Source organism: Sphingobacterium sp. CZ-UAM, from assembly GCF_002000245.1.
Taxonomy (GTDB): domain Bacteria; phylum Bacteroidota; class Bacteroidia; order Sphingobacteriales; family Sphingobacteriaceae; genus Sphingobacterium.
This window is the reverse complement of the sequence record NZ_MTCM01000005.1, coordinates 289,219-315,315: the sequence shown is the minus strand read 5'-3', so window position 1 is coordinate 315,315 and position 26,097 is coordinate 289,219. Positions and strand designations below refer to the sequence as shown.

At 42.2% G+C, this 26,097-nt stretch carries 23 protein-coding genes; 12 read left to right on the top strand and 11 right to left on the bottom strand.

What is annotated here, in order from left to right; genetic code table 11:
• Positions 1–6 precede the first annotated feature (6 nt).
• The 3 genes from BWD42_RS18965 to BWD42_RS18955 form a co-directional block, all read right to left on the bottom strand.
• The gene (locus BWD42_RS18965) at positions 7–1,842 is read right to left on the bottom strand and encodes an ABC transporter ATP-binding protein (protein ID WP_077437986.1); all 1,836 of its coding nucleotides are present in this window, start codon (positions 1,840–1,842) and stop codon (positions 7–9) included.
• Between the two features lie 191 nt (positions 1,843–2,033).
• Positions 2,034–2,564, bottom strand: coding sequence for a hypothetical protein (locus tag BWD42_RS18960; protein WP_077437985.1), 531 nt, complete (start codon positions 2,562–2,564; stop codon positions 2,034–2,036).
• A 172-nt stretch (positions 2,565–2,736) separates the two neighbouring features.
• Positions 2,737–3,525 (bottom strand): S-adenosyl-l-methionine hydroxide adenosyltransferase family protein, encoded by a 789-nt coding sequence (locus BWD42_RS18955; protein WP_077437984.1) that lies wholly within the window; start codon positions 3,523–3,525, stop codon positions 2,737–2,739.
• Between the two features lie 419 nt (positions 3,526–3,944).
• Here BWD42_RS18955 and BWD42_RS18950 point away from each other — a divergent pair, with 419 nt between their 5' ends.
• The 11 genes from BWD42_RS18950 (at position 3,945) to BWD42_RS18900 (ending at position 13,691) form a co-directional block, all read left to right on the top strand.
• Positions 3,945–4,910 carry a PhoH family protein gene (locus BWD42_RS18950; RefSeq protein WP_077437983.1) on the top strand — a complete coding sequence of 322 codons (966 nt, stop codon included), beginning with the start codon at positions 3,945–3,947 and terminating at the stop codon, positions 4,908–4,910.
• 42 nt (positions 4,911–4,952) lie between these two features.
• Positions 4,953–5,903, top strand: a complete 951-nt coding sequence (locus BWD42_RS18945) for a phosphoribosylaminoimidazolesuccinocarboxamide synthase (protein ID WP_077437982.1) — start codon at positions 4,953–4,955, stop codon at positions 5,901–5,903.
• A 33-nt stretch (positions 5,904–5,936) separates the two neighbouring features.
• The gene (locus BWD42_RS18940) at positions 5,937–6,317 is read left to right on the top strand and encodes an STAS domain-containing protein (protein WP_077437981.1); all 381 of its coding nucleotides are present in this window, start codon (positions 5,937–5,939) and stop codon (positions 6,315–6,317) included.
• 1 nt (position 6,318) lies between these two features.
• Positions 6,319–7,230 carry a ribonuclease Z gene (locus tag BWD42_RS18935; RefSeq protein ID WP_077437980.1) on the top strand — a complete coding sequence of 304 codons (912 nt, stop codon included), beginning with the start codon at positions 6,319–6,321 and terminating at the stop codon, positions 7,228–7,230.
• 97 nt (positions 7,231–7,327) lie between these two features.
• The gene (gene hisC, locus BWD42_RS18930; protein ID WP_077437979.1) at positions 7,328–8,386 is read left to right on the top strand and encodes a histidinol-phosphate transaminase; all 1,059 of its coding nucleotides are present in this window, start codon (positions 7,328–7,330) and stop codon (positions 8,384–8,386) included.
• 4 nt (positions 8,387–8,390) lie between these two features.
• Positions 8,391–9,530 carry a bifunctional histidinol-phosphatase/imidazoleglycerol-phosphate dehydratase HisB gene (gene hisB, locus BWD42_RS18925; protein WP_077437978.1) on the top strand — a complete coding sequence of 380 codons (1,140 nt, stop codon included), beginning with the start codon at positions 8,391–8,393 and terminating at the stop codon, positions 9,528–9,530.
• Positions 9,531–9,707: 177 nt separating this feature from the next.
• Entirely contained in the window at positions 9,708–10,307 is a 600-nt protein-coding gene (gene hisH / locus BWD42_RS18920) for an imidazole glycerol phosphate synthase subunit HisH (protein ID WP_077437977.1), read from the top strand.
• Positions 10,308–10,319: 12 nt separating this feature from the next.
• A complete protein-coding gene (locus tag BWD42_RS18915; RefSeq protein WP_077437976.1) occupies positions 10,320–11,072 on the top strand; it encodes a HisA/HisF-related TIM barrel protein in 753 nt (250 codons plus the stop codon).
• Position 11,073: 1 nt separating this feature from the next.
• Entirely contained in the window at positions 11,074–11,826 is a 753-nt protein-coding gene (gene hisF / locus BWD42_RS18910) for an imidazole glycerol phosphate synthase subunit HisF (RefSeq protein ID WP_077437975.1), read from the top strand.
• A gap of 131 nt (positions 11,827–11,957) precedes the next feature.
• A complete protein-coding gene (gene hisIE / locus BWD42_RS18905; RefSeq protein WP_077437974.1) occupies positions 11,958–12,542 on the top strand; it encodes a bifunctional phosphoribosyl-AMP cyclohydrolase/phosphoribosyl-ATP diphosphatase HisIE in 585 nt (194 codons plus the stop codon).
• Positions 12,543–12,788: 246 nt separating this feature from the next.
• Positions 12,789–13,691 (top strand): WD40 repeat domain-containing protein, encoded by a 903-nt coding sequence (locus BWD42_RS18900; protein WP_077437973.1) that lies wholly within the window; start codon positions 12,789–12,791, stop codon positions 13,689–13,691.
• Positions 13,692–13,854: 163 nt separating this feature from the next.
• Here BWD42_RS18900 and BWD42_RS18895 read toward each other — a convergent pair whose 3' ends face one another.
• The 6 genes from BWD42_RS18895 to dacB form a co-directional block, all read right to left on the bottom strand.
• Positions 13,855–14,331, bottom strand: coding sequence for a GAF domain-containing protein (locus BWD42_RS18895; RefSeq protein WP_077437972.1), 477 nt, complete (start codon positions 14,329–14,331; stop codon positions 13,855–13,857).
• Positions 14,332–14,524: 193 nt separating this feature from the next.
• On the bottom strand, positions 14,525–16,381 hold the full coding sequence (locus BWD42_RS18890; RefSeq protein ID WP_077437971.1) for a beta-N-acetylhexosaminidase: 1,857 nt from the start codon (positions 16,379–16,381) through the stop codon (positions 14,525–14,527).
• 163 nt (positions 16,382–16,544) lie between these two features.
• On the bottom strand, positions 16,545–16,715 hold the full coding sequence (locus BWD42_RS24805) for a hypothetical protein (protein ID WP_175992093.1): 171 nt from the start codon (positions 16,713–16,715) through the stop codon (positions 16,545–16,547).
• A 336-nt stretch (positions 16,716–17,051) separates the two neighbouring features.
• A complete protein-coding gene (gene ruvA / locus BWD42_RS18885) occupies positions 17,052–17,633 on the bottom strand; it encodes a Holliday junction branch migration protein RuvA (protein ID WP_077437970.1) in 582 nt (193 codons plus the stop codon).
• A gap of 33 nt (positions 17,634–17,666) precedes the next feature.
• The gene (locus BWD42_RS18880) at positions 17,667–19,949 is read right to left on the bottom strand and encodes an NADP-dependent malic enzyme (protein ID WP_077437969.1); all 2,283 of its coding nucleotides are present in this window, start codon (positions 19,947–19,949) and stop codon (positions 17,667–17,669) included.
• Between the two features lie 93 nt (positions 19,950–20,042).
• Complete coding sequence (gene dacB, locus BWD42_RS18875; RefSeq protein WP_077437968.1) at positions 20,043–21,467, bottom strand: D-alanyl-D-alanine carboxypeptidase/D-alanyl-D-alanine-endopeptidase; 1,425 nt, start codon at positions 21,465–21,467, stop codon at positions 20,043–20,045.
• Between the two features lie 175 nt (positions 21,468–21,642).
• On the opposite strand from dacB, the gene BWD42_RS18870 reads away from it, so the two are divergent.
• Positions 21,643–23,418: an aminopeptidase P family protein gene (locus tag BWD42_RS18870; protein WP_077437967.1), complete on the top strand. Its 1,776-nt coding sequence runs from the start codon at positions 21,643–21,645 to the stop codon at positions 23,416–23,418.
• A 198-nt stretch (positions 23,419–23,616) separates the two neighbouring features.
• Here the strand turns inward: BWD42_RS18870 and BWD42_RS18865 are convergent, their stop codons facing one another.
• Both BWD42_RS18865 and BWD42_RS18860 read right to left on the bottom strand, forming a co-directional pair.
• Positions 23,617–24,024 (bottom strand): response regulator, encoded by a 408-nt coding sequence (locus tag BWD42_RS18865; RefSeq protein WP_077437966.1) that lies wholly within the window; start codon positions 24,022–24,024, stop codon positions 23,617–23,619.
• Positions 24,021–25,898: a PAS domain S-box protein gene (locus BWD42_RS18860; RefSeq protein ID WP_077437965.1), complete on the bottom strand. Its 1,878-nt coding sequence runs from the start codon at positions 25,896–25,898 to the stop codon at positions 24,021–24,023. Before BWD42_RS18860 ends, BWD42_RS18865 begins: the two co-directional genes overlap by 4 nt.
• Positions 25,899–26,097: the final 199 nt, after the last annotated feature.

The following is a 26,097-nucleotide window of genomic DNA, read 5'->3' as shown; positions in this document are numbered from 1 at the left end:
AAAATTTTACATATCTACCTTTTGCTGTTTGGATTGCAGGGTATACAGGTGGCGATAGAGGCCGGTTTCTTTCTGTAATAAGTCGAAATGTGTGCCACTTTCTGAAACAATCCCGTTTTCCACTACGATGATTTTGTCCGCATCGACGATCGTAGAAAGCCTGTGGGCAATGATTACAGAGGTACGGCCACGCATCAATTCCTCTAGGGCATCTTGAACCTGACGTTCTGATTCTGAATCCAACGAAGACGTTGCTTCGTCCAGAATTAAAATCGCTGGGTCTTTGAGTAAAGCCCGGGCAATGGCGATGCGCTGACGTTGTCCGCCTGATAGCTTCACCCCGCGCTCTCCAACAATGGTATCGTAACCTTCGGGAAAATTTAATATAAATTGGTGTGCATTGGCACGTTGTGCGGCTTCAGTAATTTCAGTTTCGGTAGCATCTAATTTACCATAAGCGATATTCTCGCGGATCGTTCCGCCAAATAGCAGTACATCCTGCGGTACGATGGCAACCTGGTTACGTATATCGCAGAGGTCAAAGTCTGATGCGGGCTTGCCGTCATACAGTACCTCGCCTTTACTGCTTGTGTAAAATTGCAATATTAAAGATGCAATGGTTGATTTTCCTGTGCCACTGGGACCCACGATAGCGATTTTATCCCCGGCATTGGCCCTAAAGTTAATGTCTTTGAGAATTTCAATATCAGGTCGGCTGGGGTAAGCAAATGCCACATGATTGAAGCTGAGATCGCCGCTCATCTTTTTGCGAACATCTTTGCAGCCCGGTTCAATCCTAATATCTTCCTGTTGTTCGTCAAGGATGTCCAGAATCCTTTCGCTCGCGCCTAGGGAACGTTGAATGTTTGCGTATAATTCCGGGAAGCTGCCCATGGATCCTGCGACAAACATCGAATACAGAATATAGGTGGTCAGATCACCGACAGACATCTCATGGATCGATACCAATGCTGCACCATACCATATGACAGCTATAACAGCTCCGAAGATACAGAATATGATAAATGATGCGAAAGCTCCCCGAAAGGTAGCTCCCTTGACCGCTAATTTGACAACAGAATCCATCTGATTGCTGTAGCGGTTGAATTCAAAGTATTCATTCACAAAAGCTTTCACATTACTGATTCCCAATAAGGTCTCCTGAACGATGCTGTTTGACTCTGCCATTTTATCCTGTGCCTGTCGGGACAGTTCACGAATGAATTTGCCAAAAATAATGGCAGCCACAACAATAATCGGTAAAATACAAAGGTTCATAAGGGCAAGTTTGGGCGATACCCAAACCAGTAAAAATACCCCAAAGCAGAGACTAATCAATTGCCTCAAAATCTCCGCTAACGTAGTCGTCAATGTATCTTGGATCTGTGACAGGTCGGCCGACAATCTGCTGTTTAATTCGCCAACACGTCGGTTCGCAAAAAATTCAATGGGTAGGGAGATGAGCTTGTGATAGCTGTCTTTGCGGATCTTTGCCAAGGCACGCTCCGCGATCTCAACAAAAATACGGATACGGAAAAATGAAACAACGGAGGTGAACGATAGCATAATGAAAGCGATGCCACCAATGTAATACACTTCAGGAGTCAGCCAAGGATAGGTTTGCTTGCCTTGAGCAGCATCAATCATGGCACCCAGGAGTGCCGGAAAGGATAGCATGGCAAGACTGGATAATACCAAAAATAACATCCCGATTCCAAACTTAACCCGATAAGGCCGTAAATAGGTCATTATTTTCGAAGCCCGTAATAAAAGCTCCTTATTTAACTTTGGTTTTGGTAGATCTTCTTCTTGTTTATTACCACTATTGAAACCTCTTGCCATAATCCGCTACTTCAATGTTTTGTTGCGAGGACAAATGTAAAGAGATTAAAAATATTTTGCTATCATACTTTGGTCAATTTTTTGCCTTTTAGACGATTTTACTCAGTTAAAGTTGTATTTTGACCTGCTTTTCGGTACATTCCAACGATTGGCAGGGGAGAACCGAAAGCTTTAGTCCGGATGTTTACTGCTCAAGGTCGAAGCTGTGTGCGGCCACGGTACAATAAGACAGCCAGAATAATAATGACAAGCAGGGCCAAGTAAAGCCACAGGTTGCCGGCCAGGCCCCGCCCTTCGGTTTTTTCCAATTGTGCCCGCAATCGCTCGTTCTCATTTTGGAGTTTATTGATTGTGCCCATATAAGCAGAGATCTGTTTGTCATATTCAGTGGCCATCTGCCGAAATTTGTCCTTTTCAAAATCTTTTATTTTTAACAGCTGCTGGGTTTCTAAAAAGATGTTGTTGTCTGTAATCACAACGTCCTTTAGGATATCGATGCTTTTTTGCATGTCGCCTTTGGATTTGAACAGTCCAAAAAGACCTGTTTTTTGGGTAAGGCTCGTGTCGTAAGCGCCAAATTTCTGCTGCCGTGCCTCGAGTAGACTGTTGACACGCTTACGTTGCACCTCAAAGGCACTGGAATCTGCATTTTCCTGTGCATGAAGATGCCCGAAGATAAATAGTAGAAGAAGGGATAGTAGTGAGTGTAGTAAAGATTTCATAGCTAAATTTGAACAATCAATCTGAAATTAATTTTGCTGAAATCGCATCAATGTTTCAACGGTACAAAGGCTGACAATGTCTGCTAAATCAGGTGTTAAACGATCATAAATCCCAAGAGTATTTTGGATCAGATTCAAGTGATAAACTATTTGCAGGAATGAATTTATGAAATTAATCTTTAAATTCGATACGAATGACATTGGAATCGTCATCGTGAAGCCCCAAGAGCTGGCTTGCATTGCCTTTGTTGATGGCAATTTCCAAGTAATTACTGATGCCAAAAAGACATAGTTTTTCGCCTTCACCGACTTCGTTGTAATGCCATGAAAGGTTGGTTATTGTCTCATTGCGTTTGAAATACAGGACAAAATTCCGTCCCTTTTGGACTTTGTTGAACAGGTCTTTGGAGATATTGGTAATGGCGTTTCCGAAAGCGTCAACATAAATGACATTGCCACGGATCATATCCTTGTCAAAGATCGGCTGTAAAGTAACTTTTTCAATCAGGTGATTCATGGGGGTACCAACATCTTTCAGTTTACCGCCTTTGGCAATATGGCAGGCAGATTTTGAAAGAATATCCGCCAGTGGGAAATGAAGGTATCTTAGGTCCTGCATCAGGTTGAGCTCATACAGTTCCTGGGGTTCATTTCCATTCAACAGTAGGCTGAAGATACCATTGTCCGCCCCCACGAAATAATGATCCCTATATTTCATGCCTATATACTTGGATTCTTCATGGAAAAGGGTGTTGATACCGATGATATGTACTGTTCCTTTGGGGAAATAATGATAGGCGTTACCAAGTACAAAGGCTGCACGGGGAATGTTGAATGCAGGGATTTCATGCGTGATATCGACAATATGAACATCAGACAACTGCGTTAAAAGGCTTCCTTTTAGCGCAGCTTGATAAAAATCTTTATGTCCTAGATCTGTCGTTAACGTAATTACTGCCATTATAATCTAAAGTAGACCGAATTTGTCAAATTCCCTTTATTGCATGAATATAAATAGATCTCCTGCCGTTTACATATTCTGTTCCTGAAAATCTATTCAAATAGAGGACAAAATTACTATTTATCAGCTGATTTGTAAAGCTAATTGAAGAACTTATTTTGAATATATCTTTTTTCGGTTGATATACACAAACATAGCTTCTGTTTATCCTGTAAAGAATAGATTTGTACGGTCTAAGTTCAGCTTTAAAAGCCAAACTTATAGCGGAAACCTGAAAAAAATAATTTGGTTTTTCTTTTTACAAAAATCTCTTCGGGATGGCGTATTTTCTCATTAGAATACGTTAATTTTGAATAGTATTACGTATTGGAGCTATAGCGTAATAGGGACATCTGATTATTTCTAAACTAGGATAAAATTTGAACGAGTTACTAATTGCATTAGATGGTCTGAATTTACCCATATTATGGGGAGCAGACAATGAGCACTTTGATTATTTGAAGAAACAATTCCCAAAACTGCGGATTGTAGCTCGTGGAAGTGAAATGAAGGTGCTAGGAGATGCGAAGGAATTGGAACTATTTGAGCAATCCTTTAAGGAAGTCATGGCGCATCTGGAAAAATTCAACAACATTACCCTGTTGGATTTTGAGAATCTGCTGGGCGCGAGTGCAGGCTCAGCTGCGCAGCAGGAAAAGGAGATTGCGGCTAAGCAGGCAGCCTTTGGTTCCGAACCGATTGTTTATGGACCTAATGGGTTGATTGTCCGCGCACGGACGGCCAACCAGCGACGGATGGTGGATAGTATTTCAAAAAATGACATCTTATTTGCCATTGGTCCTGCGGGAACAGGAAAGACCTATACAGCTGTTGCACTGGCAGTCAGAGCACTTCGCAACAAGGAAATCAAGCGGATTATTCTGACCCGACCAGCTGTGGAAGCTGGAGAAAATCTAGGTTTTCTCCCCGGAGATCTGAAAGAAAAGGTCGATCCTTATCTGAGACCACTTTATGATGCGCTTGATGACATGATCCCGGCGGAAAAATTAAAAGGATATTTAGAAAACCGTACGATCGAGGTTGCACCACTCGCATTTATGCGGGGGCGTACGCTTGACAACTGTTTTGTGATTTTGGACGAAGCGCAAAATGCAACGGATATGCAGTTGAAAATGTTTTTGACACGTATGGGGCCCACTGCAAAATTTATTGTTACGGGTGATATGACGCAGGTCGATCTCCCCAAAAAGAATCAATCCGGCCTTTCAACATCCATCCGTTTGTTGGACAATATTGAAGGGATTGATATTATCCACCTTAGCGGTGGGGATGTGGTCCGCCATAAATTGGTGCGGCGCATTTTAGAAGCATACGGCGATATTTAATGGCTTGTTTGCAAAAACTTATTATTTGAATTTACTTTGAACATGAACGCTATAAAAGAAACAAATTTCAATTTCGAAAATCAGACTGCTTTTTACAGAGGTAAGGTACGTGATGTGTATACGATTGCCGATACCTACCTGGCGATGGTAGCTTCCGATCGTATTTCAGCATTTGATGTGGTACTTCCCCGCCCGATTCCTTACAAAGGACAGGTGTTAAATCAGATTGCAGCTAAATTTTTAAAAGCGACAGCTGATATTATCCCCAATTGGGTTGTATCTGTGCCGGATCCGAGTGTGACCATCGGTCAGATGTGTGAACCGTTTAAAGTAGAAATGGTTATCCGTGGTTATTTGTCGGGACATGCTTGGCGCGAATATGCGGCTGGTAAACGTGAGGTCTGCGGTGAGCCTCTTCCAGAAGGACTGAAAGAGAATGATAAATTGCCGGAGCCGATCATTACACCGACGACCAAAGCGGCCGTAGGTCACGATGAGGATATTTCCCGTGCTGATATTTTGAAAAAAGGTATCGTCAGCGAGGCCGATTATGTGCAATTGGAGAACTATACCAAAGCCTTGTTTCAACGCGGAACTGAAATTGCAGCGCAAAGAGGACTGATCCTGGTGGATACCAAATATGAATTTGGTAAAAAAGATGGCAAGATCGTTTTGATCGATGAGATCCATACCCCAGATTCATCCCGTTATTTCTATGCAGATGGATACCAGGAACGCCAGGAGAAAGGTGAAGCTCAAAAGCAATTATCAAAAGAGTTTGTGCGCAAATGGTTGATCGAAAATGGCTTTCAGGGTAAAGATGGGCAGACGGTTCCGGAGATGACTGATGAAATTATTGCTTCCATTTCCGAACGCTATATTGAGCTGTACGAGCATATCGTTGGTGAAAAATTTGTCTACCCTGATCAGGAAGATGTACTGGAACGTGTGGAAAGAAATGTTTCAAAAGCCTTAAAAGAGCTAAATTATTAGTACATTGTATCTTCAAACTAATGAAATAGACTTATGAAGTACACTATTGATAAGCATGATCGTTATATTGTGATAGAACCCCATGTGGAAGTGATAGATGCGGATAATGCAGCTAAACTGAAGGGGGAGTTCCTGTTGCGAAATACGATTGGCCAACGCAATATTGTTTTGGATATGATTCATGTCCAAAAGACGGATGAAGTAGGTATTCGTTTGGGGATACTGGCTCACCGTTTGTGCCAGTCCGTTGGCGGTATATTTATTTTGGTCAATCTATGTCCTAAATTAATGGATATGGTTCGTGTGTCGCACCTGGATAAATCGATCAAGATTGCTCCATCACTAAAGGTTGCTGAAGATATGATCTTTGCGCACGAATTAGAGTCTGAATATCGGGGGACAATCGAAGATTAATATGAAGTTTGAAGTTCTGATATTAGGGAATAGTTCCGCGACACCGATGTTTGATCGCCATCCGACTAGCCAAGTGTTGAACTTTAATGAACAATTGTTTTTAATAGACTGTGGTGAGGGTACGCAAATGCAGCTCAGCCGCTATGGAATTAAAAGCAATCGCTTAGGACATATATTTATTAGCCATTTACATGGAGATCACTATTTAGGTCTGGTCGGGCTGCTGTCTTCGATGCACCTGGTCGGCCGCAAAAGTGATCTTCATTTATATGGCCCTGCTGCCTTGAAGGAGATTTTGGATATACAATTTCTGCATTCTGAGACAGCTTTACGCTATAATCTTATTTTTCATCCGATTTCACCCGACGAGCCCGGGGTTATTTTTGAAAATCGAACAATGAAAGTGAGTACATTCCCTTTAACACATCGCATTGCCTGTACAGGCTTTCGTTTTGACGAAGGTCCCAGGGCCCGTACCTTGCTTGGTGATGTGGTTCAGGCATTAAATATTCCTACGGTCTATTATCCCGCCATAAAGAAGGGGATGGATTATGTGGACGAAAAGGGAAATGTTTACCCAGCGGATCAATTGAGCCTACCGGCTCCTAGATCCAGAAGTTACGTGTACTGTTCGGATACAGTGCGTACTGCGAACTATCTGCCTTATGTCCAGCATGCCGATCTGATGTATCATGAATCTACTTTTCTGCATGATATGGTAGACCGTGCAAAGGAGACTTTCCATACGACCGCACTGGAAGCCGGGGAGATCGCCAAAGAAACCCATGCAAAGAAATTGTTGCTGGGACACTACTCCGCCCGTTACCGGGATCTAAATCCTTTATTGGATGAAGCCCGTACGGTATTCCCAAATACTGAACTTTCGATTGAAGGTAAATGGTTTTCAGTTTAGCTTTTTGTGAATTTTAACCATATTTCCACTGCCAAATACTTTTTATATTGCTTTTGATAAACAATTTCTCTAAGTTTACGGCTCTAATTTTTTTATAATGGATAATCCATTCAACTTAAACAATCTACTACGGGAAAATATCAAAAAGCTCGTACCTTATTCGTCCGCTAGAGATGAATTTAAAGGGGCGGCATCCATATTGATTGATGCCAATGAAAATCCTTTTGGATCCCCACTAAACCATGATTACAACCGATACCCAGACCCACTCCAACATCAAGTCAAAGCAAAACTTTCAAACATAAAAGGTGTACCTCCGGAAAACATATTTTTGGGTAATGGAAGCGATGAGGCTATTGATATTTTATACCGTGCATTTTGTACACCCGGTGTAGACAATGTTATTTTAGTTCCGCCGACCTATGGTATGTACGAGGTGTCTGCAAATATCAATGATGTCGCCTTTAAGAAAGTAAATCTTACGGCAGACTATCAATTGGATCTGGACGGTATCGCCAATGCCATAGATGCACATACCAAGCTGATCTTTATCTGTTCACCTAATAATCCAACAGGGAATTCGATCCGTCGCCAGGACATTGAAACGGTATTGAATAATTTTCAGGGACTTGTCGTTGTCGATGAAGCTTATATCAATTTTTCTGCTGTGAAATCATTTACGCAGGAACTGGCCGAATATCCAAACCTGGTGGTTTTGCAGACCTTATCTAAAGCCTGGGGACTTGCAGCACTTCGCTTAGGCATGGCCTTTGCAAGCAAAGAGATTATAGCTGTTTATAATAAAATTAAACCGCCTTATAATATTAATCAAGCGACACAGGATATCGTGCTGGAGGCGCTGAATAATGTGGATCAAGTCAACGACTGGATCAAGGAGACTGTTGCAGAACGTGAAAAACTGGTACGCGAGCTCCTTGAGTTGGACTATGTGCATCACATCACACCTTCCGATGCCAATTTTATTCTGGTCAAGATGGAAAACCCCCGGGAGATCTACGACTATTTGGTTCAGTATGGGATCATTGTCAGAGATCGCTCCAAGGTCGAGCTTTGTGAAGGCTGTTTGCGGATCACTGTTGGGACGCCTGCGGAGAACCGGACATTATTAGAAAAACTTAATCAAATCAATAAATAATACTATGCCTGATAACTTAAAACGTGTACTGTTTATAGACCGTGACGGAACATTAATTTTGGAACCAGAAGATGAGCAGATTGATTCTTTTGCAAAATTAAAATTCTATCCCGGTGCTTTGCAGTACCTGCCACGTATCGCTAAGGAGCTGGATTTTGAATTGATCTTGGTTTCTAACCAAGATGGTTTAGGAACATCTTCCCATCCGGAAGAAAACTTTTGGCCTGTCCATCATTTTGTGATTGATACGTTTGCGGCAGAAGGTGTAGTATTTGCGAAAGAACATATCGACAAAACTTTCCCACACGAAAATGCAGATACACGTAAGCCGGGTATTGGTATGCTGGGGGAATATTTCGATGCAGCAAAATATAATCTGAGTGAATCGTTCGTGATCGGTGACCGTGTAAATGATGTCAAGCTTGCGCAAAATCTTGGTGCTAAAGCTATATGGCTACGTGCAAACGATCAATTGGGGGCATTGGAAAATGTCGACATTGACCCGAATGCTGTGGCTTTGGAGACCACAGACTGGAAGACCGTATACGAATTCCTCAAACTGGGTACACGTACGGCCGAACATCATCGTAAAACGAATGAAACCGATATTTTTATTCAACTGAACCTGGATGGTTCCGGTAAATCGGAAATTGAGACAGGACTGCCCTTCTTTGACCATATGCTAGATCAGCTAGCCCGACATGGTGCATTGGACTTAACGATCAAAGCCAAAGGTGATCTTCATATCGATGAGCATCATACCATCGAAGATACAGGGATTGCTTTGGGCGAAGTGTTCTTAAAGGCCTTGGGTGACAAGCGCGGTATTGAACGCTACTCTTATACCTTACCAATGGATGATTGCCTGGCGCAGGTTGCACTGGATTTTGGTGGCCGCAATTGGATTGTCTGGGATGCTGAATTTAAACGGGAGAAAATAGGCGATATGCCGACAGAGATGTTCTTCCACTTCTTTAAATCATTTTCTGACGCCTCCAAATCAAATCTAAATATCAAGGCCGAAGGGGATAACGAGCACCATAAGATCGAAGCAATTTTTAAGGCTTTTGCGAAATCGATCAAGAAAGCAGTACGACGGGATGCGGATCATATGCAGCTGCCAAGTACAAAAGGTGTTTTGTAGTTTTACATTATACCTGTCTTTGTGACTAGGCTATAAACGCTAAAACTAAGATATTGCCCTTGTAGGGTGAGGAGATAAAAAAGTTTGGGCTAAAGAGTAAAAGATGAAGTAGGTAAGCCGACGGCTAGCCTAACCAAAGTCTCAATACTCAATACTCAAATCTCAATACTAATAAAAATGATAGGAATTATTAACTATGGCGCCGGGAATATCTTCTCGCTGACTGCTGCGCTAGATCGGGTAGGGCTGACCTATGGTATGATCAATACTGCAGCGGAGATCGATCTTTATGATCGTATTATTATTCCGGGCGTAGGCCATGCCGGAGCTGCCATGAACAAATTGCATGAGTCGGGATTAGTGCCCTATATTAAACAACTGCGCAAACCTGTTTTGGGGATCTGTGTCGGTATGCAACTTTTGACCGAATATTCCGAGGAGGGTGATGCGGAAATGTTAGCATTATTCCCACTGAAAACGTTACATTTTGATGCCGGCCTAGCGGGCAAAGTGCCTCATATGGGCTGGAATAGCGTTTCGGTACAAGCAAATAATCCTTTATTTGCGAATATTGAAGATCAGACTTATTTTTATTTTGTGCATTCGTATTATATTGAATATGATACGACGTTTACAGCCGCAAAATGCGACTATGGATTACCATTTTCAGCAGCCATTTCCAAGGATAATTTCTTTGGTGTACAATTTCACCCGGAGAAATCGGGAAAAGCAGGTGAGCAGTTGCTGCTCAATTTTTCAACTATTCAAATAGACTAAAAATATTCGATTATGTATATCATTCCAGCAATTGACGTTTTGGACAAAAAAGTTGTCCGTTTAAGAGAGGGTAACTACAACGACGTTACGACTTATGATATTAGTTTGGAAGCACAGATAGAAAACTATCGTGCAAATGGTACTGAACTGGTCCATATCATAGACCTGAATGGTGCCAAAGGTGATTTTAGTAACCAATCCTATCTGTTCGACATTATCCAGAAGACAGATATGAAAATACAATATGGCGGCGGGGTAAGGAGCATTGAAAAAGTAAAGGAATTGGTAGATGCTGGGGTATACCGTGTTATCGTGGGTACGCAAGCGATTACGAATCCTTCTTTTTTAGAGGAATTAGCGACTTTAAATGAAGGGAAAGTGAAGTATGCAGACCATATTGTCATTGCAATTGATGTCTTGGATGAAGTGATCAAATACTCCGGCTGGTTGGAGAGCTCACCAATTAAATTGATTGAATATATTGATAAATGTTTGGTTTTGGGCTTCTTTAGATTTCTATGTACCGACATTAGCAAGGATGGTAAACTCGGCGGAGCAGGTGTAGAATTATACAAAAAGCTATTGAGCCATTCACCGATCATCAAATTGATTGCTTCCGGAGGTATCAGTTCTATGGATGATATTCAAAAACTTCAGGAACTGGGGGGAGTAGAATCAGTTGTCGTAGGAAAAGCAATCTATGAGAATAGAATTTCCATTGATGAAGTCAAAGACTGGAACCTTAAATCATTAATCAGATTTTAAGATGCTGGCAAAACGGATAATTCCTTGCTTGGATGTTAAAGATGGACGGACAGTAAAAGGAGTGAATTTTGTAGACCTTCGTGATGCCGGGGATCCGGTGGAATTAGCCTACGAATACTCCCAACAAGGGGCGGACGAACTCGTTTTCTTAGATATCACAGCTACTCATGAAGGGCGCAAGACAACAATAGATCTTGTCAAAGCGGTAGCACGTCAGGTAAATATCCCTTTTACAATCGGCGGTGGTATCAACGAAATTAAAGATGCCGACATTCTATTAAATGCGGGAGCGGATAAGATATCGATCAACTCTGCAGCTGTACGTAATCCCGACCTGATCAATCAAATGGCTGCAGCTTTTGGAGCGCAGTTTGTTGTGGTTGCCGTAGATACCAGATCTATTGAAGGGCAGGATTTTGTTCACCTGAGCGGCGGACGTATCAAGACCGAGATCAATACCCTGGATTGGATATTGGAAGCCCAGGAACGTGGCGCAGGAGAAATTCTGCTGACATCCATGGATCATGACGGTACGAAAAATGGCTTTGATAACGGATTTTTAAAAGCGGTAAACGATCGCATTCATATCCCTTTAATAGCATCCGGTGGTGCCGGAAATCAACAGCATTTCGTCGATGTATTTCAACAGGCCAATGTGGATGCCGCTTTAGCAGCTTCTGTATTCCATTATGGAGAAATATTGATTCCGGATCTTAAAGAGACCTTGCGCCAACATGGTATTGTCGTAAGATAATGAGTATAGAGATCCAAAAATATGGCTCAAAGGATAAAGAATTAAAAGAGGAGAAAATAGATAGTATGTTAGCCTTGGGCTTGCGCTATCAGAGTCTCAATACTAGATACTAAATACTAGATACTAAAACAATGTTAGATTTCGCAAAAAGTGACGGACTTGTTCCAGTGATCGTGCAGGACGCCCAAACGTTAGAAGTGCTGATGCTGGGGTATATGAACGAGGAAGCTTGGCAAAAGACACAGACGGAAAAGCGCGTGACTTTTTTCTCCCGTAGCAAAAATCGTCTCTGGACTAAAGGAGAGGAGAGTGGTAACTTTTTAAATGTAAAGAGTATCCATATTGATTGTGATAAAGATACCGTATTAATTAAAGCGGATCCTATTGGACCGACCTGCCATACCGGAAGTCGGAGCTGTTTCAACACGGAATTCAATCAAAATTTCATATTGGAGCTGGAACGTATCGTAAATCATCGCTACGAACATCCTTCTGACGAATCCTATGTAAACCGTCTGCGCTCAAGGGGAATTAATAAGATCGCTCAAAAAGTAGGTGAAGAAGCCGTAGAAACAGTGATCGCCGCATTAACGGAGACCGAGACTGACTTTATCAATGAGACTTCTGATCTATTGTTCCATTTGATCGTATTGCTACGTGAAAAAGGGTTTTCGTTGGAGACAATCGCTAAAAATCTTGAAAGCAGACATCAATAATGCTTGTTTTTGCTAAGCCAAGTTGTCTATTGAACATTTGCCCAGGTAAATTTCATTGAACCGACGGATCGGACGAGGCTTTAAGGTAATATGACAAAATAGTCTTGAAAGTGCAGTATATTTGTGGATATACTGCACTTCTTTTTTTGCGTGGTCCGTTTTAAATGACAGCCGGTCAATAAGCCAAAAAAGATAGGACAAGAATAGTCTCTCCGCATATCATCTGGAGAACTTGACAATATAACTATGAATATTAAATTAAGAGCGACATTACCGGGACATCAAAATCCCATTTTTTGCGTAGAAAAAGGATATGATCCAAATACATTCTTTACCGGAGGAAATGATAAGGGCGTGGTCGAGTGGGATATCCAAAAAAATGGTTTTAAACGGATCCTCTGTGCCGTGACTTCCTCAGTCTATGCGTTAAAGCTGATTCCGGGGACGGCTATCCTAGCCATTGCCTTACGCGAGGGTAAGCTACTTTTTGTGGATGTACAGGAACAAAAACTTGTTGCGAGTTTACAATTGGGTAAAAAAGCCATCTTTGCCCTGGCGTATGTTAAGCAAAAAAATGAGCTTTTGGCTGTAGGCGAGGCGGGCATGTTGTACGTGATAGACCTAGCGACCTATAAGAGTATCTATGAGCTACAGCTCTCCCAAACGACAGTGCGGAGTATTGCCGTCGACGAAAATACAAACAGGATCGCATTGGGCGATAAAGAAGGTTGGGTATACTTGTTGGACAGCACGGATTTCCATGTCATTGAGCGTATGCAGTTGCATAGTCTACCCACAACCTCGTTGGCTTTTCTCGAAAATAAATTATTAAGCGGTGGCCGTGATGCGAAGCTCATGATTTCGGAAGTCGGGCAACTGAGTAATAATTTTTCATTTATCCCGCATCTTTTTACTGTTTATGGGATCTATCCACATCCAGTTGAACCATTATTCGCCACGGTAAGTCGGGATAAATCCTTGAAATTCTGGTCAAATGCAGACTTCGCTCTGCTGAAGAACATGAGCAGGGAAAAAATGCAAGATGGCCATCATTTATCTGTCAATGCCGGCGTATGGTCTGAAAATGGTCAGTATTTCTTTAGCGTCAGTGATGATAAATTAGTCAAGATATGGGAATTTCAGCAGTAAAATATTCGAAGAATAATCTACTGAAGCTCCCATAAAACATGAGGATATAGTGTCCAATTCTGAGACGTTAGGACTTTGTCGCATTGTTTTTTTAACAGGGACTAGCGCTGACCTTTGATTTATATGTCTGAACGATAGACATAATTCTTCCGATATCCGGGCACTAATTATCCAACAGCTGTAAGATCTGCGTCAGGTACTTTTCGTCGATTTCATCGAAGCTGTCCAATTCGCTGCTGTCCACATCGAGAACGCCTATAATTTGTCCCTGACTATATATAGGCAACACGATTTCGGAGCGTGACAGCGAACTACAGGCAATATGTCCGGGAAACAGCTCTACGTCCGGTACAATAAGTGTTTTCTCCTGCGCCCAAGATCCGCCACATACACCCCGTCCTTTTTTTATACGGGTACAGGCCACAGGACCTTGGAATGGACCGAGCACAAGCTCTTCCGCGCTGTCTACCAAATAAAATCCTACCCAGAAAAAATTAAATTGTTCTTTTAGCGCTGCCGCGATATTCGCAAGATTTGCAATCTGGTTATTTTCTCCCTGTAATAATCCTGCTATCTGCGGAAGTAAGTTTTGATATTGTTCCTCTTTGCTGCCCTTGGCAATTAGCAGATCCTCAGCCATAAAATTTCTTTTTTAAATCCTTGTAGAAATACACATTTTCCATAAATCCTTCACGCTTTTACAGCCTGCAACGACGATGGAAATCGATAGCAGTTTATTTTCTAACATCCCAAAAAAAGGTAATTCAGAAAAAAGCGCTAATACCTGTTCAAAGTTAACAGAATATTAGCGCTTTCGCATGGGGTATATTATTTTATTTCTTTGTATTGATAATGTTTATCCGGATGTAATTGCTTCTTTTTCCGGAAGGAGTAACAACGACTGCTTTGAATACACGTTCTTTACTATCTGGGACAGTCACTTTAACCGGACCTGTATACTCTAGATCTAATTCCGAAGGATCGTAGTTGTCCAAGGTATAATAGATTTTTGCACCTTCCACAGATGGTTTCAATCCGCGGATGGTATATTCTGAGGCATATATTGTTGTGTCAGAGATACCATATACCTCAGGTACGCGATAGAATGTATTTGTCTGATCTAGCTTTGCCAATTGGCGTGCAGCCCGTTGTTCGGAAAAATTCTTCCAGTTTTTCTTTTCAGGCTGGGTCCAGGCAATCTCAGATAGGGCCAATACACGTGGTAAGATGGTAAACTCTACTTTGTTGGAAGAACCGATATATTCCGTCCAGATATTCGCCTGAACACCCAAGACATGTTTCTTGTTGTTTTCAGAGATTTTGCTAGGCATAGGATCAGAAGAGTATACCTTAGCCAATGTCGAAAGACCGCCGATACTCAAAGGCTCTCTATTTTGATCCGCTCCTTGTTTGTGGTCAAAATAAAGACCGTAGCTATTTGCAGTGATGATAACATCATGACCCTGGTTTGCGGCATCGATAGCTCCTTGGTCACCTCTCCAGCTCATAACAGTCGCGTTTGGTGCTAAACCGCCCTCTAAGATCTCATCCCATCCAATGATACGTTTACCTTTGCCATTGATGTACTTTTCCATACGTTGGATAAAATAACTCTGCAGCTCGTGTTCATCTTTGAGATTATTATCCTTGATTCTTTTTTGGCAATGTGGACAGGTCTTCCATCTTGTTTTAGGACATTCATCGCCACCGATATGAATATATTCGCTAGGGAATAAGGGGATCACCTCGTCGATCACATCCTCCAATAGCTTAAATGTTTCTTCTTTTCCGGCACAGAATACATCATCAAATACCCCCCAGGTCTGTGCTGCAGTATACGGTCCCGGTTTATCGCCACAACCGAGCTCTGGGTAAGCAGAAAGTGCTGCCAAAGCATGACCGGGCATCTCGATTTCAGGGATGACGGTAACATACTTAGATTTGGCGTAAGCCACGACTTCTTTGATCTGTTCCTGGGTGTAGAAACCGCCATAAGGCGTATGGTCATAGTCTCCGTCGGTTTTATAGTTGCCCAGCAATGTTTGCTTGCGGTAACCGCCGATCTGCGTTAATTTAGGATGTGACTTAATTTCGATGCGCCATCCCTGATCATCGGTCAGATGCCAGTGAAAGGTATTCAATTTGTAAGAGGCCAAAATGTCAATGTACTTCTTAACAAATTCTACAGGGAAGAAATGACGGCCAACATCAAGATGCAGTCCACGGTAAGCAAAACGAGGTTCATCCTGAATGGACGCCTGCGGAATTTCGATGTCTGCTTTTTTATCGACAGGTAGTAACTGGATTAGCGACTGCATACCATAAAATAGACCTGATGCTTTTCCACTGACCGTGATTTGATCCGAAGCGATGTTTAGTTCGTATGCTTCCGTGTTTGCGGATTTTGCATTTTTGGACGAAAAATAGATACTATTCTTCCCCGGTGACTTAACCAATGCTAGATTGAGGTTGTAATTGCTTTTTAGAAAATCCTGGAATAAGGTGGCAATTTTTTTATCCTCATCACTGTCAAATGCAATTTTAGTGTTTGCGTTGACTTTAAATGATCCGTTTTTGATCTGAACATGTTGCGGTAGAGGCACAATGTTCAACGTGATGTCTTTCTTTTCCTGCGCAAATACTGCTGCTCCTAAACTGAAAGCGAGCGCAAGTGAAAATAATTTTTTCATGTGTGAGATTATAACTGAAATACAAACGCTAAAAATAAGGGAATAAATACGTTTTAGCAACGCTAGATTGTAACAAATAGGCTTTAGCGACGTGAAGGAAGGGCTTGTGTGTTTTTGTAAGTGATTGATTATGTGTTTGTTTTTGTTAGGGCAATCGTTTGTGTTATTTCTTGAAGACATACGGTGATTCATGTAGATCCACAGCCGTACTTGTCATTCGATAACTCATTTCAACTGCTATCATCCCGCGGTTACACACCGACCAGGCAGATCCCTCGGTTATTGAGGCAAATAAATCTGTGGCAGGGAGGGGACAAGTGGGAATCTTCTTCATATTTTCTAGGTTTTTAGCACTAATCATAGCCGGGAATAAGACGGACTTCATACGTGTTTATCCGAATGAAGTCCGAATGAGGTCCGTATAAGGTCCGCATAAAGTCCCTGTTAGTCTACTTTCAATTCTTAAATTGTTACCTAGATATTCGCTGTTTGAGATCGCATATCGCTATGCGGGATTCGAATGAAGACTGCCGGTGGGAAAATAGAAAAAGGAACTTCGGTTCCTTTTCTGTTTCGTAGTATAAGCTAGCTATTTGATGTTGGCGCTATTCAACGGATCTGTTGCTCAGCTACATGTTCGTGGCCAAATCAATAGATCAGTCGGCATATACTATAGTCTCTTTAGGGCAAGTTTGATCATATCCTCTACAGAAAGATTGCTTTCTGTCTTTAGAATGGTATTCAATACCTTTTCTGCCGCTACTTTATTAAAGCCCAACATAACCAGTGCAGACAAAGCTTCGTCCGGTACGGATTGCGACTGAATGGTTGGTGAAAGCGCTTCCACACCCTGTTTTTTCAATTTATCCTGAAGCTCCAGGATCAGACGTTGTGCTGTTTTCGGGCCGATCCCTTTAATTTTTTGAATTAAAGCAACCTGACCATTGGCAATGGCCGATTGGATTTCATCCGGGGTATTGGACGACAGGATCATCCGCCCCGTATTGGGACCGATACCTGAAACCGAGATCAGATTCTCGAACAGTTTTTTCTCACCTTCGGTAGCAAAGCCATAAAGCGTATGAGAATCCTCCCGGACTTGCAGTGAAATAAATAATTTGCAGTTTTCCTGATCCTTGATTTGGGAAAAGGTATAAAGAGAGATGTGGACATAATAGCCAATCCCACTCACGTCGATAATAACATGAGTGGGGGCTTTATATGCTAATTTTCCATTGAAATATTCGTACATAGTACTACGAATATAGGAAGATTTTAAGCTATTCTATAAATTTTTGAGATGAGCCTGAACATCAACCACGGCAATAGTCACCATGTTGACGATTTCACGGACTGAGCTATCCAATTGCAGTACATGGATCGGTTTGTTCATACCCAAAAGAATTGGACCTACAGCTTCCGCTTCACCGACTTCCTGCAATAATTTATAGGCGATATTGCCTGATTCCAGATTAGGGAAAACAAGTGTATTTGCTGACTGTCCGTTTAAACAGCTGAATGGGAAGTTGTCAGTCAACATATCACTGTTTAAAGCAAAGTTAGCCTGCAGGTCACCGTCAGCAATAATATCCGGATGTTGATCGTGTAAGATCTGAGCTGCCGCTCTTACTTTGGTTGGTGTTTTTCCTTCGCTAGAACCAAAATTAGAGTAAGACAATAAGGCAATACGCGGTTGGATATTCATGCGTTTAACAGCTTTGTCCAAAAGCAAGGTGATATCCACAAGCTCTTGCGCCGTAGGATCCTCATTCACGGTTGTATCACCCATGAAAATAGGACCTTTTTTTGTTAACATCATATACATACCTGCTACACGGCTGCCGGGTTTAGCACCTATAACGTGCAATGCTGGGCGGATGGTGTTTGCATAATTTTTGGTCATCCCGGAAATCAAGGTATCTGCCTCGCCAAACTCCACTAATGAAGCCCCGAAATAGTTACGGTCAAACATCAGTTTGCGTGCGTCGTAGCGGGAGATTCCGCGACGTTGTCTTTTGTTATAAAGGTGTTCGATGAATTTTTTTGAACGCTCTGTTTCACCATCAACCTCTGCAACAGGGTCAATAATCTCTACACCGTCCAGTTCAAAAGCGTATTCATGGATCAAACGTTCGATTTTCTCTTTTTTACCTAAAAGAATCGGAATTGCGATACCTTCCTCTTTTACGATCTGAGCAGCACGTAAGGTTTTGTAATTATCTGCCTCAGCAAAAACAACACGTTTTGGATCTCTTTTAGCAGCCATCGTTAAGTTGCGCATGATCGCATCATCTTTACCTAGGCGTTTACGTAATGCATCGCGGTATTTATCCCAGTCTTCGATTGCTGTTTTCGCTACGCCGGATTCGATCGCTGCTTTTGCCACAGCCATAGAAACCTCCGTGATCAAACGTGGATCGGTAGGTTTAGGAATGATATATTCTTCCGAGAATTTTAAATTGCTGGTATTATAAGCCTGATTGACCTCTTCTGGAACTGGTTGTTTTGCCAGATCAGCAATAGCACGTACAGCGGCAATTTTCATTTCCTCATTAATTGCTGTCGCACGCACATCCAACGCACCGCGGAAGATGTAAGGGAAGCCCAATACATTGTTTACCTGATTTGGATAATCCGAACGACCGGTACCCATGATAATATCATTACGGGTAGCCATCGCTAAATCGTAAGCAATCTCCGGGTTTGGATTAGCCATTGCCAGAACAATAGGATTAGGAGCCATTGATAGCAACATCTCTGCTGACATGACATCCGCAGCTGATAATCCGATAAATACATCGGAGTCTTTTACGGCATCTGCTAGGGTATGGATATCGCGATCTGTAGCATATTGTGCTTTCATGCTATCCAGATTTTCTCTATCCGTACGGATAACACCTTTACTGTCCAGCATTACGATGTTTTCTTTGCTTGCGCCTACAGAAATATACATTGCTGTACAGGACATCGCTGCCGCACCGGCACCATTCACGACGATTTTAACTTTAGAAATATCTTTTCCGAGAATTTCACAGGCATTGATCAGGGCCGCACCGGAAATGATTGCTGTACCATGTTGGTCATCGTGCATGACCGGAATATTCATTTCCTCTTTCAGGCGACGCTCAATTTCAAAACATTCAGGAGCTTTGATGTCTTCCAGGTTGATACCACCGAAAGTTGGTTCCAATGCTTTTACGATTTTAACGAACTCGTCGACATTTTTGGTGTCCACTTCGATGTCAAATACATCGATGTCGGCGAAAATTTTGAACAATAAACCTTTTCCTTCCATGACAGGTTTACCTGCTTGAGCGCCGATATCACCTAGGCCCAAGACAGCTGTCCCGTTACTGATAACAGCAACAAGGTTCCCTTTTGCGGTATATTTATAAGCATCTTCCTTATTCTCGGCAATAGCCAAACATGGCTCCGCTACGCCAGGAGAATATGCTAATGATAAGTCTCTTTGCGAATTTGTTGGTTTTGTCGGAACAACAGCTATTTTTCCAGGTCTACCCATTGAGTGGTAAGTTAACGCTGCCTGTTTACGATTAGTGTTACTCATTACGATTTTATTAATTTAAGGCTACAAATCTATCATTCTTTTTGATATTTGGAAATATTTGCCAATATCTTATTATAAATAGACAATAATATGTTATTTCAAAACATCCAGTAATTTAAACATTTGCCTACGCATATTGGACACTGATCCGGAATAATTATTGACCAATAGTGTATAGGTAAAGGATTGTCCATTTTTATTGGCGTGTACACCGGTATAGCCCAGTACGCCACCGATTGTTCCGCTTTTCATCTTCATGTCATTGTAGGTGGGCAGACTTTCATAGAATACAGGATACCAATTTTGCTTTTGGGCATACTGCATGATTTTGTTCATAGCAAGCGTGGTGACCCTATTTTGTGGTGAAAGTCCCGAACCGTCCATACTGTTGAGTTCACTGGGCTTAATACCTAATTTAGCTTGCCAATATTTCTGGATGTAATTGGCCCCATCATCCGTACCGGTCTTTCCGGCCGTGGTATAGGCGATTGCCTTCAATAAAGCTTCGCCATAGAGGTTGATGCTTTTTTGGTTAAACCAATAGACAATTTTATCCATGGTAGGGGATAGGTGCACATCTAGCGTCTTTTTCTGCGAGACATCTACAGAATCCATTTTAGCGCCGGTTTCAGGTGGGTGGGTTGCAATAATCCCCTGTTTGCTGAGGCCTTCGTTTAGTTGGAAAGCAAGGTCATAGGCGGGGTCGGGGGAGGCGAGTTCGATGGTCTTCTTTAAATCCTGACCATAGGTTCCGCGGACAAATATTTTGGTCGAATAAGGTGCAGCATAGGCATACACATTGTCCCCAGTGCCAGCTTTACCAGTGGTGGTTTCGTTGATAATGTTCAGGTAAGGAGCCCGGGTCGTGTCTTGGACAATTTCGGCTTTTGCCCCCACTTTATTGCTCGGGCTGAAATTTATACCAAAAGCATTTTCGCGCCAGTTGAGCGATGAAATGCCTGCGCCATAGTAATTGCCCATGTCTGTCCAGATCCAACCGCCCGGTAGTTGGTTGCCATTATATAGACGGTCATCGGCAATAACTGCTCCGTTGATGCTTCGTATCCCAGCGTTTTGAATAGCTGCGATCCATTTGTTCAGCACGACATCCGCTTTGGTCTCTGGGTAACGGCTACTGCCCAAGGTAGGGTCTCCAGTTCCTGTTACAATGATGTTGCCATTCAGCACGCCGGTTTCATCTATGGTACCTGTATAGTATAGGGTGGTTTTAAATTGATAATTCTTGCCCAGAAAATCCAATGCCGTAGCTGCAGTAATCACTTTCATGGTGGAAGCTGTGGCTAGCCCGATATTTTCATTGGCCGCATAGATAGTCTGTCCGGTCTTTCCATCAAACACGGTCAGCGAACTGATCGCGTTTGTTACGTTTTCCTGACTTTGAAACTGATTGAATGCAGACTGGATTTTGGTTCGTAGATCCTGTGCAAATAACGAACCTGTGAGGCCAGTAAATGCATAGGTCGATAGTGCAATGGAATAGAGCGCAAATTTTTTCATTAACATGTTATTTCGTCGGACTTTATTCGGTCCGGGTAATTGATATTTTACTTCTGCTGTGATGGGCGTATTACTTCACTATGTGCATACGCGTAGACTCAGTTTGTTTTATTTGGCTTAAAGTTAGGCATTCGACCCTAAAAAATCCTAACTTGCATAAAATTGTATAGACGACATGAAGCATATCGAAAAATTAGCTGCTATTCGTGAGGCGATGAAGATTCAAGGAATCGATGGATATATTATCCCATCATCAGATCCTCATATCAGTGAATATTTACCAGAACGTTACAAATGTATTGCTTGGGCATCAGGTTTTACCGGATCTGCAGGTACGCTGGCAATTACACAGGATTTTGCAGGCCTCTGGACAGATTCCCGTTATTTCGTCCAGGCAGCAGAGCAATTGGAAGGAACCGGTTTTGAATTGGTTAAACTGAAAGTCCAGGCAGCGGCGGAGTATGCGGATTGGTTAGGAGAGAAATTGAATGCAGGAGCGAAAGTTGCTTTTGACGGGAATCTGGCGTCACTCTTGGTTGCTCAATCTGTCAAAGGAGTTTTGGAACCCTTGGATATTAAGGTGGATGGGCATGTTGATTTACTAGCTGATTTATGGGCCGGTAGACCAGAGCTGCCAAAAGCGCGGGCCTACTTGTTGCCGGAAAGTACAACAGGACAATCTACCGTGGCGAAGATTGAAGCTGTAAGGGCTGAAATGAAGAAAAATCGGACCGATGCACATTTAATATCATCTTTAGATGATCTTGCTTGGCTATTGAATATCCGTGGTCAGGATGTACCTTGCAACCCAGTTGTTTTGGGGTTCGTATTGATCACTGCTGATTCGGCGACACTTTACATCGAACCCTCGAAATTGAGCGCCGAAACCGTTGCTGAATTAGGAAGCTATGGCGTTGAAATCGCTGCATACGACAATATCTATCAGTCGATAGAGACATTGCAGGCAAAGGCGATCTTAATTGACCCAAAACGCACCTGCTTTGCGATGTTTGATAGCGTTCCAGAAAGTGTTAAAATCGTCGAAAAAATAAATCCTTCGACGACTTTAAAAGCGATTAAGAATAAAGTAGAAATTGAAAATAACAGGCATACTTTTGTAAAAGACGGTGTCGCACTTACGAAGTTTTTTAAATGGTTGGAAGAAAATGTGGCCAGTGAAGAACTTTCGGAGCTGTCGATCGCAGCGAAGTTACGTGGATTCCGGGAGGAGCAAGATGGATTTGTGGATGTTTCTTTTACGACAATTGCAGGTTATCTGGATCACGGCGCATTGCCACACTATTCGGCAAACGAAAAATCCAATTATACGTTGCGTCCGAAAGGATTACTGTTGGTAGACTCCGGTGGCCAATACAAAACAGGTACTACGGATATTACAAGGGTCGTTTCGCTAGGGGGACTTACCCAAGAGGAAAAAGAGGACTATACCTTGGTGCTGAAAGGCACAATTGAGGGCTCGCAGGCTATTTTCCCTGTAGGTACCCGGGGTTATCAGATTGATGCCATTACCCGCCGTCCACTGTGGGAGACATTGCGTAACTATGGTCATGGTACAGGACATGGTGTCGGGTTTTTCCTGAATGTACACGAAGGACCGCAGGTATTTAATGCCGCGGCGATAGACGTTGCGGTTGAACCGGGTATGATTACCTCCATTGAACCTGGGCTCTACCGGGTCGGTAAACATGGTATCCGTATCGAGAATTTGGTCCTGACCCGTAAGGCCGGTTCCTCTGAATTTGGCGAATTTCTGGATTTTGAGACCCTGACAATATGTTATATCGATACAGCGCTCGTGGAGAAATCCGTGTTGGAAGAAAGACATGTTTCCTGGTTGAATAATTATAACCAATGGGTGTTTGATCAACTGTCAACGCATCTTTCAAGTGAAGAAAAGAATTGGCTTGCTGAAAAATGTAAGGCCATTTAACGTAAATGAAGGGTCTATCCAAAAGGTTGGATAGCCCCTTTTTTTGCGATTTACAGCCAGCTCCCTAAAGCATCATTTCAGCTATTCAACGCTTTCTTCTTTTATCCGGCCAAGATGGGTAGGTCAAACCAGCATTCCGGCAGTATGCGGGTGTAGGTCGATAGCCGGCATTGTAATCCCCCTGTAGAAAGGAGTTTTTTAAATGCGTACCCTTAAAATTTCATACAGTTGTTCCTTGCCGAAAGGTTTTAAAATAAAACCGCTGATAAAAGGATAATTTGCCAATTGTTCCTGGTCGCTTTGGCTCGTGGAGGAGCTGATAATAAAGATCTGAGTCTGCTCGATAAAATCGGTTCTATCCTCTAGGATGTCCATCAGTTCCCAACCTGTCATAAAAGGCATACTGATATCGACAAACAATATGGCCGGCTCAGACGATGTGCTGATATCATGCGACTCCAGAAAATCCAAAGCATCCAGTGCATTTTTGAAGGGAAAGAATTCAATGGGGTAATCCGCAAATCCCTGAAGCATGTAGCCAAAAATGGTACGTAAGATCGCATTGTCGTCTATGAGGATGACTTTTCTTTTATTTTCCTGATTCATTGCTTTCGTTCTAAAAATTTGACGGAAAAGACACTGCCTTCGTTGGGTTCACTTTGCACATCTATTTTGCCGCCCAGTGACTCCACCTGATAGCGTGTGAGAAATAATCCGACTCCTTTACTCTCAAAGCCACGATGGAAAACCTTCTTGAACATGAAGAGCTGGGATTTATATTTGGGTAAATTAATACCTAGTCCATTGTCCCTGACAGTCAATAAGGTACCGTCTTCCTCCAGCGTAGTCCTGATCTCGATGTAAGGTGCTTTATCCTTGGCTGTAAACCGAAGGGAATTGCTGATGAGGTTACTGAGAATGCTTTCGAGGTAGATTTTGGGGTAATGGATATTTGCCACATTAAATTCGACGGAAATCGTTGCATTCTTTTGCTGTATTTCCTCTATATATTGTTGTTTTACTTTATGATATACCTGGAGAAAATCACAGTTTTCAAATACAAGGGATTTATTTGAACGTAATTCGAGGATATCCCCCAGTTCCTGCAGGGTTTCGGTAAGTTGCCCGGTGCTGATTTTCAGAAGATTCAGGAATTCAGTCTTTACCTCTTCATCTTTCGTTACTTGCAGTTCATCGATGAGCATCGGCATATTGCTCAAGGGGCCCTTTAGGTTATGGGCAAGGATATGCGCAAATTCTTCCAGTTGTCTGACTTTGGTTTCAAGGTCCATTTTAACCAGATCAGATTCTAATTTTTGCCGTTTTAATATTTCGATATTTTTCTTTGACTCTGAAATATCCTGCACCTGAACAATCAGAAATAAGGGCATATCGGCATTGTCAAAAACTGCGGCGATGGTGACAGAGCACCATACATAATGACCCAGTTTGTGTCGATAGCGTTTTTGTATGGTAAAGCTTTCAATTTCACCCCGGATAAGTTTTTTACGGAGTTCAATCTCGCGTTCGACGTCGTCCGGGTGTGTATTGGTGGAGAACCTCGTTGTTGACATTTCTTCCTGTGAATAGCCGAGGATTTTCGTCAGCGTTTGGTTTGATTCAATACAGTAGCCATCAAGGTCCGTCAAGGCAATACCCAACCCTGAGAAATGAAAAGCCTGATTGAATTTATGCTCGTTAAAACGTATTTTTTCCGTTGATTCGATCTGTTTTGTAATATCCGAGATGACCAAAGCAACCCGATTTTGTGTCCGGTGGATAGGTTTTATCTGTAGACTATACCATTTGCCCTTATGTTGTTCGGAAGGAGACTGAAACTCCATTTTAAACTCACGGTCAAGCTTGAGTGAGTTCTGGATCAGTTGGATCGTTGGTATGGCCAGGTCTGCCGGAAAAAGTTCGGTCAGGCTTTTATTCAGGAATTCTTCGGGTGGGTAAAATAGCTGTTTTGTGTCGTTGGTCCAATAATTTTTAAACACCCCCGTGTCGGTGACTTCAAATACAAGATCGTTGAGCGAAGCAACGAGTAATTGCAGCTGATGTTGTTTGTCTTTTAAGCTCTGGTTTTGATTGACCAGCTTGGAGACATCGAAGAAAGACAGCTGCAGGCCGGTCTTATCCTCTTCCCTGAACGGGTTGATATGAAATACAAACCATTTAAATTTGTCTTCAATTGCGATACCCAGAATTTTTTCTTCATGGATCCGATTGTCGTCAGGACGGATCTGGAAGGGAGTCAGCTCTGCTACGGGGGCAGAAGTATCATCCGATGAATAGAATGTGATTAATTCATGTAGTTTTTTGCCTTTAGTCTCCGTCTTGCCTAAACCTAAAAGCTCACATGCGCGTGCGTTGAGATGTAGAATGCTTCCATCTTCCAAAATTGTAATCAATCCTTCTAACCCCGAACATTCTGTTTGAGCGGAAGGTGTAGATAAAGAGTCCCGTTGCAGATGCATTGTCCGACAATTTTTAGGATTAATTTACTCATTTATAAGTGAAGAGACTGATCCTGTCTCGATTTACAAAATTGGTAACTTTTAATCCAAAATAATAAAAAAAATATTAAAATAGGTAACTTTTGTTTAATAGGCTGTGAAGCAATTTATTAGATTGAATAGGTTGAAAAGTCAAAAACCTCTGACTTTAGGTCAAAGG